Genomic DNA, 14,957 nt, shown 5'->3' on the forward strand with positions numbered 1-14,957 from the left:
GTTCTCTCCACACGGGCAGTCGCCCTCGCGGAGACTCCCCCTCACCCGTAATCCGCGCTGCGCGCACATTTCGGCCTCTCCCCACAGGCGGGGAGAGGCGAAGGAAGGGACAGTACCGATGACCGCCATGCTGGAGATGCGCAATGTCAGCAAGAGCTTTGCCGGTGTGCAGGCGCTGCGCGACGTCAACTTCTCGGTTCAGGCCGGGCAGATCCACGCGCTCGTCGGCGAGAACGGCGCCGGAAAATCGACGCTGATGAAGGTGCTCAGCGGCGTCTATCCGGCAGGCAGCTACGAGGGCACCATTGTCTTCGAGGGCGAGGAGCGGCGCTTTCGCGACATCAACGATTCCGAGGCGCTCGGCATCATCATCATCCACCAGGAGCTGGCGCTGATCCCGCTGATGTCGATCGCCGAAAACATCTTCCTGTCGCATCCGCCGTCCAAGTTCGGAGTCATCGACCGCGACCAGGTGTACCGGCGCACGCGGGAACTTCTGGCGCAGGTCGGCCTCAAGGAGTCGCCGGATACGCTGATTACCGATCTCGGCGTCGGCAAGCAGCAACTTGTCGAGATCGCCAAGGCGCTGTCCAAGCGGGTGCGAATGCTGATCCTGGACGAGCCGACCGCGAGCCTCAACGAAGCCGACAGCGCCGCGCTGCTCGATCGCCTGATGGCCTTCCGCGAGCACGGCATCGGCTCGATCCTGATCTCGCACAAGCTCAACGAGGTCGCCAAGGTCGCCGACCACATCACCGTGCTGCGCGACGGCCGCACCGTCGACAGTATCGACTGCCGCGCCGAGCCGATCCAGGAAGACCGCATCATCCGGAGCATGGTCAACCGCGATCTCGCCCATCGTTTCCCCGAGCGCAGCGCGAAGGTCGGCGAGCCCGTGCTCGAAGTCGCGGACTGGTCGGTTTATCATCCCATCCATCCCGAGCGGCAGGTGATCAAGAACGTCCGTTTCAGCGTCAGGCGGGGCGAGGTCGTCGGCATAGCGGGCTTGATGGGGGCCGGCCGCACCGAGTTCGCCATGAGCCTGTTCGGCCGCTCCTGGGGCACCAATATCAGCGGTCGCATCCGGCTGGAGGGCCGGGAGATCGTGCTGCCGAGCGTCGCGGCCGCGATCGACGCCGGCCTTGCCTATGTCACCGAGGACCGCAAGCAGCTCGGCCTGATCCTCGCCGACGACGTCCGCAAGAACATCACGCTGGCAAGCCTTGACCAGGTCGCGCCCGGACGCGTGATCGACGACATCGCCGAGCTGAAGGTCGCCAGCGACTATCGCAACCGGATGCGCATCCGCTGCTCCGACGTCTACCAGGAGGCCGGCCAGCTCTCCGGCGGCAACCAGCAGAAGGTGGTGCTGTCGAAATGGCTGATGACCGACCCCAGGGTCCTGATCCTGGACGAGCCGACCAGGGGCATCGACGTCGGTGCCAAATACGAGATTTACTGTATCATCAACGAGCTGGCGGAGGCCGGCCGCGGCGTCGTGGTGATCTCCTCGGAGATGCCCGAGCTGCTCGGCATCTGCGACCGCATCTGTGTGATGAACGACGGCGCCTTCGTCGGGGAATTTCCCGCGGCGGAAGCGACGCAGGAGAAGATCATGCGCGCCATCATGCGCAACGAACGAAGCATTGGAAACGCCGCGCCCGCGGCCGCGGAGATGGGAGGATCGCAGCCATGACCGACAAGACGGTTTCGCTGCCGGAGGAGCGCCAGCACGGCAGCTTCATCAAGAACAACTTGCGCAACTACGGCATGCTGATGTCGCTGATCGCGATCATGCTGTTCTTCCAGGTCATGACCGGCGGCACGCTGCTCCAGCCGCTCAACCTGACCAACCTGGTGCTCCAGAACAGCTACATCGTCATCATGGCGCTGGGCATGCTGCTGGTGATCGTCACCGGCCATATCGACCTGTCGGTCGGCTCGGTCGCAGGCTTCGTCGGTGCGGTGGCCGCTCTCTTGATGGTCACCTACAAGGTCGACTACACGCTCGCCTTCATCGCCTGCCTCGCGGTCGGCGCCGCCATCGGCGCGGCGCAGGGCTATTGGGTCGCCTATTTCAAGATCCCGTCCTTCATCGTGACCTTGGCCGGCATGCTGGTGTTCAAGGGCCTCGCGCTTGCGGTATTACAGGGTCAGTCGCTCGGGCCGTTTCCGTCGACGTTCCAAAAGCTGTCGTCAGGCTTCATTCCGGAGCTCCTGCCTGAGGCGGGCACGCTGCATCCGACATCGATGCTGATCGGCGCGGTGCTGGCGTTGGGGCTGGTCTATGCCAGCGCCAAGAGCCGCACGCGCGAGCTGTCGCACGGCATCGAGGTCGAGCCCTACGCGTTCTTCCTGGGAAAGAGCATCGTGCTGGCCTGCGCGGTGCTGTACTTCACCTACCTGATCGCGACCTATCGCGGCCTGCCGAACGTGCTGGTGATCATGAGCGCATTGATCGCACTCTACGGCTTCGTGACCCGCCGCACCGTGATCGGCCGGCAGATCTACGCGGTCGGCGGCAACGCCAAGGCGGCAGGCCTGTCGGGCATCAAGACCGAGCGGCTGACCTTCCTCACCTTCGTCAACATGGGCGTGCTCGCCGCGCTCGCCGGCCTCGTCTTCGCCGCGCGCCTCAACACCGCGACGCCGAAGGCAGGTTTGGGTTTCGAGCTCGATGTCATCGCCGCCTGCTTCATCGGCGGTGCGTCAGCTTATGGCGGCGTCGGGCGCGTCGGCGGCGCCGTGGTCGGCGCCATGATCATGGGCGTGATGAACAACGGCATGTCCATCCTCGGCATCGGCATCGACTACCAGCAGGTCATCAAGGGCCTGGTGCTGCTCGGGGCGGTGTGCATCGACGTGTATAATCAGCGGCGGTAGCCGCATCGGCAGTTCCGTAGGGTGGGCAAAGGCGCAATCGCGCCGTGCCCACCATCTGTCTCCGATCGAGAGAAAAAAGGTGGGCACGCTTCGCTTTGCCCACCCTAAGGCAGTTTTGACTGCTGTTACTGCGTCGTGAACAGCACCGCCGCGATCGCCACCGAAAGGCTCACCGCCGACACGGTTGCGACCGTCGACAGCACGCCCATGCGCCTGAGCGCTATCGCGAACGCGATGATGATGGGGGTCGCGGTCATCAGCCCGATTTGCGCATCGCTCATCTTCTCATCGCTCGCTGTTTTGCGGAACCGCCACATACTCACCCTAGGGCGGGGAGGCGGGCGGGACGTTGCGATAGCGCAAACGTTCCTTCGGCCGGTTGCACTATTTGTGCGGCGACAAAGTCGGAACCGCACCGCTGAGGTATTCGTTCGGCGTCTTGGCTTGGAAATCAGATGTCGGCGACGGATTGCGAACAACAAGAAACCGGCTGGGGCATCCTGGAAGATCTTCCCGGCGACCCCATGATCTGGGTGCTCATCTTCAGCGAGCTCGTCGCTTTCGGCCTCTTCCTCGGTGCTTTCGTCGTCGCCCGCGCGATTCATCCCGCGATCTTCGCGGCCGGCCAAGCCACGCTCGATACGCATCTGGCCGGGATCAACACCGTCGTTCTGGTGACCAGCGGCTGGGCCGCGGCGCGCGGCACGGCTGCCGCAAGAGCGCGGGACAAGCGGACCGCGCGCGGCTGGCTGTTCGGAGCCATGGCGCTTGGAGCTCTCTTCATCGCGATCAAGCTGTTCGAATATGCCGGCGAGATCGCGCTGGGAAACGGCCTGGAGACCAGCCCGTTCTTCACGCTGTATTTCCTCCTCACCGGCTTCCATCTCCTGCATGTCGGCCTCGGCATCGTGATTCTGGCCGTAGTTTCCCGGGGTGCGAACGTGGCGGGCGTCGAGACCGGAGCCGCCTTCTGGCACATGGTCGATCTGCTCTGGATCGTCATGTTCCCGATCATCTATCTGGTGCAACAGTGATTCCGGATCGTCTCGATCTCACCTGGATCGTGTTGATCGGCCTCGCGCTTGCGACCATCCTGGTTCCATCCCTCGTCGCGCGTCCGCTGCTCGGCAACGCTCTGCTGCTGAGCTTCGCCGCCCTCAAGGGCCGCCGTATCGTGCTTGATTTCCTCGATCTTCGCGCTGCGCCGGCGCTCTGGCGCGGCCTCGTCAGCGCCTGGGTCGTCATCGTGGCGCTGTTCGCCTGGCTCGCATCCGCGATCGCCGCCCTGATCTGACGCGCTGCTTGCGCTTCGTCAAAGAGCGGTCTGCGCCGATCGGCAATAAATCGCATCACCGATTTTCTCGATACGACTCACACCGGAAAGGATTGGCAATGGCTGAACGCCTGACCAAGTCGGCCGCCCGAAACGTCTTCTACGGCGGCTCGGCCTTTTTCTTCGCCATTTTCATAGGGCTGACGGCGCACAGCCATTACTACATGGCCACGACCTCCACGGACGCGGCGACGCTGACGACGTCGGTCGCGCGCGGCAAGCATGTCTGGGAGAAGAACTCCTGCATCAACTGCCACACGCTGCTCGGCGAGGGCGCCTATTTCGCCCCTGAAGTCGGCAACGTCTGGGATCGCTGGGGCGGCAATGAGGATCCGGCCGCTGCGCGCGAGACGCTGAAGGCCTGGATGCAATCGCAGCCCTCGGGCGCGCCCGGCCGGCGGCAGATGCCGCAGTTCAACCTGACCGACCAGGAACTCGACGATCTCGCCGACTTCCTGCAATGGACCAGCAAGATCAAGCGCCAGGAGTGGCCGCCGAACAAGGCCGGCTAAAACGCTTTCCTCTTTCAAGACAGAGAGAACCCGAGATGAAATATCAAACCCAGAAAGTCGCGATGCTGTATTTCTACGGCGCGCTGACGCTGTTCCTGGCTCAGGTCCTGTTCGGGCTGCTCGCCGGGACCATCTACGTCCTGCCCAACACCCTCTCGACCATCCTGCCGTTCAACATCGTCCGCATGATCCACACCAATGCGCTGATCGTGTGGTCGCTGATCGGCTTCATGGGCGCGACCTACTTCCTGCTGCCTGAGGAAACCGAGACCGAGCTGTACAGCCCGCTGCTGGCGAAGATCCAGTTCTGGATGTTCTTCGGCGCCGCGGGCGTCGCGGTGGTCGGCTATCTCTTCCACTATCACGAGGGCCGCGAGTTTCTCGAGCAGCCCTTCATCATCAAGGTCGGCATCGTCGTCGTCTGCCTGATGTTCCTGTTCAACGTCACGATGACGGCGCTCAAGGGCCGCAAGACCACGGTCACCAACATCCTGCTGTTCGGCCTGTGGGGCGTTGCGATCTTCTTCCTGTTCGCCTTCTACAATCCCGCGAACCTCGCCGTCGACAAGATGTACTGGTGGTACGTCGTCCATCTCTGGGTCGAGGGCGTCTGGGAGCTGATCATGGCCTCCATCCTCGCCTTCCTGATGATCAAGCTCAACGGCATCGACCGCGAGGTCGTGGAGAAGTGGCTCTACGTGATCATCGGCCTTGCGCTGTTCTCGGGGATTCTCGGCACCGGTCACCATTTCTACTGGATCGGCGCGCCCGGTTACTGGCAGTGGATCGGCTCGCTGTTCTCCACGCTCGAGGTCGCGCCCTTCTTCACCATGGTGATCTTCACGGTGCAGATGACCTGGAAGGCCGGCCGCAAGCATCCCAACCGCGCGGCGCTGCTGTGGTCGGTCGGCTGCTCGGTGATGGCGTTCCTCGGCGCCGGCGTCTGGGGCTTCCTGCACACGCTGTCCTCGGTGAACTACTACACCCACGGCACGCAGGTCACCGCTGCGCACGGCCATCTCGCCTTCTTCGGCGCCTATGTGATGCTCAATCTCTCCGTCATGGCCTATGCGATCCCGCAACTGAAGGGACGCGCGCCCTATAACCAGTGGCTCTCAATGACCAGCTTCTGGATCATGTGCACCGCCATGATGGTGATGACCTTCGCGCTGACCTTCGCCGGCGTGGTCCAGGTCCATCTCCAGCGCGTGCTCGGCCAGGGCTACATGGACGTGCAGGATCAGCTTGCGATGTTCTACTGGGTCCGGCTCGGCTCCGGTGTGTTCGTGGCGATCTCCGCGCTGATGTTCGTCTGGGCCGTGCTGGTGCCGGGTCGCGTCAAGCAGGCGGTCATCCCCGGCGCGTTGCAGCCGGCCGAATAAACGCAAACGGCGGCCGCGGTTCGCCGCGGCCGCCTGCTTCCTGAAAAGTCCGGAGAGACATCATGAAACTAGCGCTTCACACCGTGACCTCGGCGCCCGAGCTGCCGGCATATGTTCCATCCGGAAACGAATGCGCGCTGTTCGAGCATGCCTGGCGGCATCAGCTGCCGGTCCTGCTGAAGGGGCCGACCGGCTGCGGCAAGACCCGCTTCGTCGCGCATATGGCGGCGCGGCTGGGCTTGCCACTGCACACCGTCGCCTGCCATGACGACCTCACCGCCGCCGATCTCACCGGCCGCTATCTCTTGAAGGGCGGCGACACCGTGTGGGCCGACGGCCCGTTGACGCGGGCGGTGCGCGAGGGCGGCATCTGCTATCTCGACGAGGTGGTGGAAGCGCGCAAGGACGTCACGGTGGTGCTGCATCCGCTCACCGACGACCGCCGCATCCTGCCGCTGGAGCGCACCGGCGAGGAGTTGGTCGCGCCCAAGAGCTTCATGCTCGTCGTCTCCTACAATCCCGGCTACCAGACGCTGCTAAAAGCGCTGAAGCCCTCGACGCGGCAGCGCTTCGTCGCCATCGAGTTCGGCTTTCTGCCACCGGAGCAGGAGATCGCCGTGGTCGCGGCCGAGAGCGGGCTCGCGTCCGACTATGTCAGGCCGCTCGTCCTGCTGGCCGGTCGTCTGCGGGCGCTGAAGGGCCACGATCTGGAGGAGGGCGTCTCGACCCGCCTTGTCGTCTATTGCGCCACCCTGATTGCCGCCGGCGTGTCGATCGCCGATGCCGTGCTCGCCGGCATGATCGAACCGTTGACCGACGACGCGGACGTCAAGGCCGCGCTGCTCGACGTCGCGCGCGCCGTGATCTCCTGAGGAAGATGCCATGCTCGATTTCCTCGAGCTTGAAGAAACGGTCGGCCGTGCCTGGCATCGCCTGGTCGGCGGCACCGCGAGCTATCCGGTCCATGCCGAGCACGCCGTGTCGCTTGCGGAGGTTCGGAGCCGGATCGCGATCATGTTCCGCGCGCTTGGCGGTGAGACGGGCGTGCAGATCGCGAGCGCCAGTGCCCGCCGGGCAGGGCACCGGCTCGGATGGCGCCAGCGCATCGGGCTCGGGGACGAGCGCCTGGAGCAGCCGGGGCGCGATGCCGCGACGATCTTCCTTCCAGACAGCATCGCGATCTTCGCCGATCGGGCGCTGAATGCATCGCTGTACCGGTGGTTGGCCGCGTGGTTTGCATTTGCGCCCGCCGATGGAATCGAGGAGGCCGATCCGCTGCGGCGCGATCTGTTGATGCTGCGGCGGACCAGCGAGATCGCGGTGCTGGTGCTGACCGAATGTCCGGGCCTCGCCGAGGACTACGCGCGGCTGGCGGCGGCCACGGCCATGGCCCGGCCGCGCCGGCCACTGCCGCGCATCGAGCAGGACATGGAGCGGATCGTGCTCGCTCTGCTCGGCGCCGATACGCCGCCCGCAGGCAAGCTGTGGCCGGCGATGATGGGAACGGGACCGCTGCCGGACAAGGCGCCTCCGGGCTATCGTTCGATCCTGCCATGCCCGCTCTGGGGCGATTGCTGGACGCGCGAGCTCTCGCCCGCACATGCGGGCGAGGACGAATGCGCACCGGGCGCAGAGGCCGCGGCGACGGACGATCGCAAGCGCTTTGCCGTCCGCGAGCGCGAAGACGGTGCCAACCGCCGCGATCCCTTCGTGCTCAACCGCTTCGAAAAAATCCTCGCCATGGCAGAGATGGTCAATGTCGACCGTCCGGCCGACGACAGCGAGGACGAGGATGCACGGAAGGCCGCCGACGATCTCGAGGAGATCACGCTCAGCCGCCGCAGCGGCAAGCCCGCGAGCCGGCTCAAATTCGATCTCGACCTGCCGCCGGAGGCGCTCGATGCCTCGCGATTGGACGCGGACCTCACCTATCCCGAATGGGACTATCGCAGCAGCGCCTATCTGCCGGACCACTGCCGCGTGCTCGCCGCCGCAGCCTCCGAAACCGGCGAAAGCTGGACGCCGGATGGGACCATGCGTCGGCATATCGGTCAGGTGCGCCGCCGCTTCGAAGTGTTACGGCCGCGCCACGAGTTGATGCGCGCACAAGCCGATGGTCACGACCTCGACCTCGACGCACTGGTGCGCGCCCGCTGTGATCTTCGCGCCGGCGGCAATGGCGCCGGTCTCGACCGCGTCCACATGGCCATGCGACCGCAAGGGCACGATCTGGCCGTGACGCTGCTCGTCGACGTCTCGCTCTCGACCGACGCCTGGGTCGACGGCTACCGGGTGCTCGACGTCGAGAAGGAGGCGCTGCTGGTGCTCGCCCACGGCCTTTCGGCCTGTGGCGATCATCACAGCATCCTGACCTTTACCTCGCGCCGGCGCTCCTGGGTGCGGCTCGAGACCGTCAAGGCGTTCGGCGAGCCGATGAGCGGCGCGGTGGAGCGGCGGATCGGCGCGCTGAAGCCCGGCTACTACACCCGGATCGGCGCGGCGGTGCGCCACGCCTCGGCCGAGCTCGCGCGTCAGCCGCAGCGCAAGAAGCTGCTGCTCGTCCTCACCGACGGCAAGCCGAACGACGTCGATCATTACGAGGGCCGCTTCGCGGTCGAGGACACCCGTAAATCCGTGCAGGAGGCGCGCCGGCTCGGCATCGCGGTCTTCGGCGTGACGGTCGATGCGGCGGCGCAATCCTATTTTCCGACACTGTTCGGCCGCAGCGGCTACGCCATTGTCGGGAACATCAAGCGATTGCCCGCGGCGCTGCCGGCGATCTACCGGCAGGTGGCTCATTGAACCAGCAGGGCAAAGTCCGCGGCGTCGTGTTCCCGGGTGAACTATTGCTCATGGATTGGGTATATGATCGAATGACCGGATGGACCAAATCCGGCCAAAGCCCGATCTGATCATCTTCGACTGCGACGGCGTGCTCGTCGACAGCGAACTGCTGAGTTGCCGCTGCCTGTCCGATGAGCTGTCCGAATTCGGGATATCGCTGACGCTTGCGCAGGCGATCGAGCTGTTTCTCGGGCGGAGCACGAGCGCGATCACGCAGCATTATCGCGAGCGCGGCCAGGTGGTGCCGGTCGATTTTCCGGTCCGGCTGAAGTCGCGCGTGCTGACCGCCTTCGAGAAGGCGCTCCAGCCGATTCCAGATGTCGATGCCGTCCTGTCCGGCCTGCGCGTGCCGTATTGCGTGGCTTCGTCGAGCGATCTCGACCGCGTCGCGCTGTCGCTGAAGGTGACCGGTCTTGCGCCGTCGTTCGGGAAGCGGATCTACACCGCGCAGATGGTCGCGCATGGCAAGCCGGCGCCCGATCTCTTCCTCTACGCGGCCGAGAAGATGGGCGCGCAGCCCGCCCGCACGCTGGTGATCGAGGATAGCATCAGCGGTGTGCAGGCGGGGAAAGCCGCCGGCATGACCGTCTGGGGATTTGTCGGCGGCAGCCATTATCGCGGGCGCGACGGGCAGGCTATATTGTCCGGCGCCGGGGCCGATCGGGTCTTCGGCCACATGAGCGATTTCTGGAAGGAGACGTGACGCCTGCCATGGCCGCCGAGAACGAAAAATCGAGGCTCGACGATGCCGCGCGCGCCGGCTGGCTCTATTTCATTGCCGGCCACACCCAGGACGAGATCGCAAAGATGCTGCAGGTCTCGCGCGCCTCGGCGCAGCGGCTGGTCTCGCTGTGTCTCGCCGAACGTCTCATCACCTTCCGGCTCGAGCATCCCATCGCCGCCTGCATGGAGCTGGCGGCACGCCTGAAGCAGCGGTTCGACCTCAGCCATTGCGAGGTGGTGCCGGCCGATCCTGCGGCTCCGCAAGCCACCGCCGGCATTGCGGAGCGCTGCGCCAATCTGCTCGACTCGACGCTGCGATCCGAGACGCCCGTGATCGTCGCGCTCGGCACCGGCCGCGCCGTGCGTGCCGCAGTCGAGCGCGTCACGCCGATCGACCGGCCCAACCACCAGATCGTCTCGCTGGTCGGCAATATCTCCGCCGACGGCTCGGCGAGCTTCTACGACACCGTCGGCCGGCTCGCCGACCGTACGGGTGCACGGCACTACCCGATGCCGCTGCCGTTCCTGATGTCGTCGGAGGACGAGCGCAACAAGATGGTGCGCATCGAGCCGATCGCCAAGGTGAAGGCGGTTGCGGCCAAGGCTGACTTACGCCTCGTCGGCATCGGCCAGATGGACCAGAAGGCACAGGTCCATGTCGACGGCTTCGTCACCCGCGACGAATTGTTCGAGATGATGCGGTTGGGGGCCATCGGCGAGATCACCGGCTGGGCCTATGACGCGAAGGGAAAGCTGCTCAAGGCCGGGACCAACAAGCGCCTCACCAGCATCCCGCCGGAAGTGCCGGCGAAGACCACGACCATCGGCGCCGCGGTCGGCGCAGCCAAGGTGCAGGCGATCACGGCCGCTTTGAGCGGAGGCCTGATCAACGGCCTGATCACCGACGAGGCCACCGCAAGGGCGATCCTGGAGCGGTAGCAAGGCCGGGCTTGGCGCTCGGCTCCTTATCCTCGCCCGCGACATTACAAAACCCTCCCGCACCGCAGCACTCATAAGTTGCGCGAATGCGCTCGCGCCTGCTTGACAATCGTCCGTCCTTGCGTTGAACATACGCCCAACGCGTGGGCATATGCTCAAAACGCGAGTTTGAGGGAGGTCACCGTGAAACACGTCCTCGGCGCCGTCTGCGGCGCGTCCGTCCTGTTGCTGGCCGTCCCCGCGATGGCCGAAACGACCCTGACCATCGCCACCGTCAACAATGGCGACATGATCCGCATGCAGGGGCTGACGGCCGAATTCACCAAGAAAAATCCCGACATTTCGGTGAAATGGGTGACGCTGGAGGAGAACGTGCTGCGTCAGCGCGTCACCACCGACATCGCCACCAAGGGCGGACAATTCGACGTGCTCACCATCGGCACCTATGAGGTGCCGATCTGGGCCAAGAAGGGCTGGCTGGTGCCGCTCGCCAATCTCGGCGCCGATTACGACGTCGCCGACCTGCTGCCCAAGATCAAGGATGCGGTCTCCGTCGACGGCAAGCTCTATGCCGCGCCGTTCTACGGCGAGAGCTCGATGGTGATGTATCGCACCGACCTGTTCGAGAAGGCCGGCCTCAAGATGGCGGAGAAGCCGACCTGGGATTTCGTGATCGACGCCGCCAAGAAGCTCACCGACAAGAGCGCCGGCACCTACGGCATCTGCCTGCGCGGCAAGGCGGGCTGGGGCGAGAACATGGCGTTCCTGTCGGCGATGGCCAATTCCTACGGCGCGCGCTGGTTCGACGAGAAGTGGGAGCCGCAGTTCAACACGCCGGAGTGGAAGACCACGCTCACGACCTACGTCAACCTGATGAAGGAAGCCGGCCCTCCCGGCGCGAGCTCCAACGGCTTCAACGAGAACCTCGCGTTGTTCAACGCGGGCAAATGCGCGATGTGGATCGACGCCACGGTCGCGGCGTCCTTCGTCACCAATCCGAAGGACTCCAAGGTCGCCGACAAGGTCGGCTTCGCGCTCGCGCCCAACACCGGGCTCGGCAAGAACGCCAACTGGCTGTGGGCCTGGAATCTCGCGATCCCCGCCGGCTCCAAGAAGACCGAAGCCGCCGAGAAGTTCATCGCCTGGGCGACCAGCAAGGACTACACCAAGCTAGTGGCATCGAAGGAGGGTTGGGCCAACGTGCCGCCGGGCACACGCACCTCGCTCTACAAGAACGAGGACTATCTGAAGGTCGCGCCGTTCGCGAAGCTGACGCTGGCTTCGATCGACGCCGCCGATCCGAACAAGCCGACGGTGAAGCCGGTACCTTACGTCGGTGTGCAGTACGCCGCGATCCCCGAATTCCAGGGCATCGGCACGCAGGTCGGCCAGCAGTTCTCGGCCGCACTTGCGGGATCGATGACGGTGGATGCCGCGCTCGCGGCAGCGCAAACCGCGACCGAGCGCGAGATGAAGCGCGCCGGTTACATCAAGTGAACCCGAGCTCTCCCTCCTGAGCTCAAACTTGCGGCCATCCACCGTTCGGGATGGATGGCCGCCTTCTTCCCCCAGCGGAGAAGCGTTGATGGCAACCCGGCAGACGCAGATTCTTGCGCGGTCGCTCCTGACGCCGGCCGTCGGGCTGCTCTTCATCTGGATGATCGTTCCGCTCGCGCTGACGATCTATTTCTCGACGCTGCATTACAGCCTGCTCGACCCCGGCTCGGAATCCTTCGTCGGGCTCGAGAACTTCCGCTACTTCCTCACCGATCCCGCCTTCCTCGCCTCGCTCCAGAACACGCTGGTGCTGGTCGGCTCCGTGCTGGCGCTGACGATCCTGCTCGGCATTCCGCTGGCGCTGCTGATGGACCAGCCCGTGATCGGACGCAATTTCGTCCGGTTGATGGTGATCGCGCCGTTCTTCGTGATGCCGACGGTGAGCGCGCTGGTCTGGAAGAACCTGCTGATGCACCCGGTGTCCGGCCTGTTCGCCTGGCTCGCCTCGGTGTTCCATTTGACGCCGATCGACTGGTTTAACGACATGCCGCTGTTTGCGGTGATCCTGATCGTGACGTGGCAATGGCTGCCATTCGCGACGCTGATCCTGCTGACCGCGCTGCAATCGCTCGACGAGGAGCAGAAGGAGGCGGCCGAGATGGACGGCGCCAGCGCGGTCTCGACCTTCATCTACATCACGCTGCCGCATCTGGCGCGTCCGATCACGGTGGTGATCCTGATCGAGACCATCTTCCTGCTCACCGTGTTCGCCGAGATCTTCGTCACCACCGGCGGCGGGCCGGGCTTGCAAACCACCAACATCGCCTTCCTGATCTATTCGCAGGCGCTGATCCAGTTCGACGTCGGTAGCGCCTCCGCAGGCGGCCTCGTCGCTGTGGTGATCGCCAACGTCGTCGCCTTCTTCCTCGTCCGCATCGTCGGCCGCAATCTGGAAGCCTGAATCATGGCGCGCAAGACAACGACGCAGCACGTGGTGATCTCGACGATCGGTGCGTGGTTCTTCGGCTTCCTGATCTTCTTCCCGATCCTCTGGATGGTGCTGGCGAGCTTCAAGACCGAGCTCGAGGCCTTCGCCATCCCGCCGTCCTTCCTGTTCTTCCACTGGACGACCGAGAACTATGCCACCGTGCAGGAGCGCAGCGACTATTTCCACCATGCGATGAACTCGGTCATCATCGCCGGCGGCTCGACGCTGATTGCGCTCCTGATCGCGATCCCTGCGGCCTGGTCGATGGCGTTCTCGCCGACCAAGCGCACCAAGGACATCCTGCTCTGGATGCTCTCGACCAAGATGATGCCGCCGGTCGGCGTGCTGGTGCCGATCTATTTGATCTACAAGACCTTCGGCCTGCTCGATTCCCGCATCGGTCTCGTCTTCATCCTTTGCCTCGGCAATCTGCCGATCGTGATCTGGATGCTGTTCACCTATTTCAAGGAGATCCCGCGCGACATCCTCGAAGCCGCGCGCATGGATGGCGCCACCATCGGCCGCGAACTCGTCTATGTGCTGACGCCGATGGCGATCCCGGGGCTGGCTTCGACCATGCTGCTCAATTTGATCCTCGCCTGGAACGAGGCGTTCTGGACACTCAATTTGTCGACGTCGAGCGCCGCGCCGCTCACCACGTTCATCGCCTCCTATTCGAGCCCGGAAGGGCTGTTCTGGGCCAAGCTGTCGGCGGCTTCCACGCTGGCGATTGCGCCCATTCTCGTCCTCGGTTGGTTCAGCCAGAAGCAGCTCGTGCGCGGGCTCACCTTCGGCGCGGTGAAGTAAAGGGGCTGCCGGATCATGGGTCAGATCACACTTCAGGACGTGCAGAAATCCTTCGGCCCGGTGCACATCATCAAGGGTGCCGACCTCGACATCGCCGACGGCTCCTTCGTGGTGTTCGTTGGTCCCTCGGGCTGTGGCAAGACCACGCTGTTGCGGCTGATCGCCGGGCTCGAGGACGTCAGTGGCGGCAAGATCCTGATCGACGGCAAGAACGTCGTCGACACGCCGCCCGCCAAGCGCGGGCTCTCGATGGTGTTCCAGTCGTACGCGCTCTATCCGCATATGAGCGTGCGCGGCAACATCGGCTTCGGCCTGAAGATGGCAGGCCTTTCCAAGGACGAAACCAACCGCAAGGTCGAGGCGGCGGCGGCCACGCTCAACCTCACGCCCTATCTCGACCGCAAGCCGCGCGAACTCTCCGGTGGCCAGCGCCAGCGCGTCGCCATCGGGCGCGCCATCGTCCGCGAGCCCAAGGCGTTCCTGTTCGACGAGCCGCTCTCCAATCTCGATGCGGCGCTGCGCGTGCAGATGCGGATCGAGGTGACGCGGCTCCAGAAGCAGCTCGGCACCACCGCGATCTACGTCACCCACGACCAGGTCGAGGCCATGACCATGGCCGACAAGATCGTCGTGCTCAACGGCGGCAAGATCGAGCAATATGGCTCGCCGCTGGAGCTGTACGAAAGGCCCGCAAACCTGTTCGTGGCCGGCTTCATCGGTTCGCCAAAAATGAACTTCGTGACCGGTGAGTTCGCCAAGCAGCAGGGCGCGACCACCATCGGCGTAAGGCCGGAGCATCTCAAGATCGAGCGCGACGGCGCCGGTGGCTGGCAGGGCACGATCGCGGTGGCCGAGCATCTCGGCAGCGACACCTTCCTTTACGTCGATGCCGGGCCGCTCGGCATGCTGACGGCGCGCTATATCGGCGAATTGAGCCTGCATGCCGGCGACCATGTGTCTCTGCTGCCGGACCCCGCACGCATCCATCGCTTCGATGAAAGCGGCAACGCGCTTCGAGGCTAACAAGAAACGGCAAAGAAACGGCAAGA

15 protein-coding genes are annotated in these 14,957 nt (G+C 64.6%); 14 read left to right on the forward strand and 1 reads right to left on the reverse strand.

What is annotated here, in order from left to right; translation table 11 throughout:
* The first annotated feature begins 118 nt into the window (after positions 1-118).
* Both mmsA and mmsB read left to right on the forward strand, forming a co-directional pair.
* A complete protein-coding gene (mmsA, locus tag I3J27_RS12460; RefSeq protein ID WP_270169498.1) occupies positions 119-1,696 on the forward strand; it encodes a multiple monosaccharide ABC transporter ATP-binding protein in 1,578 nt (525 codons plus the stop codon).
* Positions 1,693-2,883: a multiple monosaccharide ABC transporter permease gene (mmsB, locus tag I3J27_RS12465; RefSeq protein WP_270169500.1), complete on the forward strand. Its 1,191-nt coding sequence runs from the start codon at positions 1,693-1,695 to the stop codon at positions 2,881-2,883. The genes mmsA and mmsB overlap by 4 nt, the downstream gene beginning before the upstream one ends.
* Positions 2,884-3,008: 125 nt before the next feature.
* Here the strand turns inward: mmsB and I3J27_RS12470 are convergent, their stop codons facing one another.
* The gene (locus tag I3J27_RS12470) at positions 3,009-3,164 is read right to left on the reverse strand and encodes a hypothetical protein (RefSeq protein ID WP_091892367.1); all 156 of its coding nucleotides are present in this window, start codon (positions 3,162-3,164) and stop codon (positions 3,009-3,011) included.
* 174 nt (positions 3,165-3,338) lie between these two features.
* Here I3J27_RS12470 and I3J27_RS12475 point away from each other — a divergent pair, with 174 nt between their 5' ends.
* The 12 genes from I3J27_RS12475 (at position 3,339) to I3J27_RS12530 (ending at position 14,931) form a co-directional block, all read left to right on the forward strand.
* The gene (locus I3J27_RS12475; protein ID WP_270169503.1) at positions 3,339-3,917 is read left to right on the forward strand and encodes a cytochrome c oxidase subunit 3 family protein; all 579 of its coding nucleotides are present in this window, start codon (positions 3,339-3,341) and stop codon (positions 3,915-3,917) included.
* A complete protein-coding gene (locus tag I3J27_RS12480; RefSeq protein WP_270172713.1) occupies positions 3,917-4,177 on the forward strand; it encodes a cytochrome C oxidase subunit IV family protein in 261 nt (86 codons plus the stop codon). Before I3J27_RS12475 ends, I3J27_RS12480 begins: the two co-directional genes overlap by 1 nt.
* A 98-nt stretch (positions 4,178-4,275) precedes the next feature.
* The gene (locus tag I3J27_RS12485) at positions 4,276-4,728 is read left to right on the forward strand and encodes a c-type cytochrome (protein ID WP_270169504.1); all 453 of its coding nucleotides are present in this window, start codon (positions 4,276-4,278) and stop codon (positions 4,726-4,728) included.
* 35 nt (positions 4,729-4,763) lie between these two features.
* On the forward strand, positions 4,764-6,110 hold the full coding sequence (locus I3J27_RS12490) for a cbb3-type cytochrome c oxidase subunit I (RefSeq protein ID WP_270169505.1): 1,347 nt from the start codon (positions 4,764-4,766) through the stop codon (positions 6,108-6,110).
* A gap of 62 nt (positions 6,111-6,172) precedes the next feature.
* Complete coding sequence (locus tag I3J27_RS12495) at positions 6,173-6,982, forward strand: CbbQ/NirQ/NorQ/GpvN family protein (protein ID WP_270169506.1); 810 nt, start codon at positions 6,173-6,175, stop codon at positions 6,980-6,982.
* Between the two features lie 10 nt (positions 6,983-6,992).
* Positions 6,993-8,912 (forward strand): nitric oxide reductase activation protein NorD, encoded by a 1,920-nt coding sequence (locus I3J27_RS12500; protein ID WP_270169507.1) that lies wholly within the window; start codon positions 6,993-6,995, stop codon positions 8,910-8,912.
* 79 nt (positions 8,913-8,991) lie between these two features.
* The gene (locus I3J27_RS12505) at positions 8,992-9,657 is read left to right on the forward strand and encodes an HAD family hydrolase (RefSeq protein WP_270169508.1); all 666 of its coding nucleotides are present in this window, start codon (positions 8,992-8,994) and stop codon (positions 9,655-9,657) included.
* 8 nt (positions 9,658-9,665) lie between these two features.
* A complete protein-coding gene (locus tag I3J27_RS12510) occupies positions 9,666-10,616 on the forward strand; it encodes a sugar-binding transcriptional regulator (protein WP_270172715.1) in 951 nt (316 codons plus the stop codon).
* 183 nt (positions 10,617-10,799) lie between these two features.
* Entirely contained in the window at positions 10,800-12,113 is a 1,314-nt protein-coding gene (locus I3J27_RS12515) for an ABC transporter substrate-binding protein (protein ID WP_270169509.1), read from the forward strand.
* An 88-nt stretch (positions 12,114-12,201) separates the two neighbouring features.
* Complete coding sequence (locus I3J27_RS12520; protein ID WP_270169510.1) at positions 12,202-13,074, forward strand: carbohydrate ABC transporter permease; 873 nt, start codon at positions 12,202-12,204, stop codon at positions 13,072-13,074.
* A 3-nt stretch (positions 13,075-13,077) separates the two neighbouring features.
* Positions 13,078-13,908 (forward strand): carbohydrate ABC transporter permease, encoded by an 831-nt coding sequence (locus I3J27_RS12525; RefSeq protein WP_270169511.1) that lies wholly within the window; start codon positions 13,078-13,080, stop codon positions 13,906-13,908.
* 15 nt (positions 13,909-13,923) lie between these two features.
* Positions 13,924-14,931, forward strand: coding sequence for an ABC transporter ATP-binding protein (locus tag I3J27_RS12530; RefSeq protein WP_270169512.1), 1,008 nt, complete (start codon positions 13,924-13,926; stop codon positions 14,929-14,931).
* Positions 14,932-14,957 lie beyond the last annotated feature (26 nt).

Source organism: Bradyrhizobium xenonodulans (assembly GCF_027594865.1).
Taxonomy (GTDB): Bacteria; Pseudomonadota; Alphaproteobacteria; order Rhizobiales; family Xanthobacteraceae; genus Bradyrhizobium; species Bradyrhizobium xenonodulans.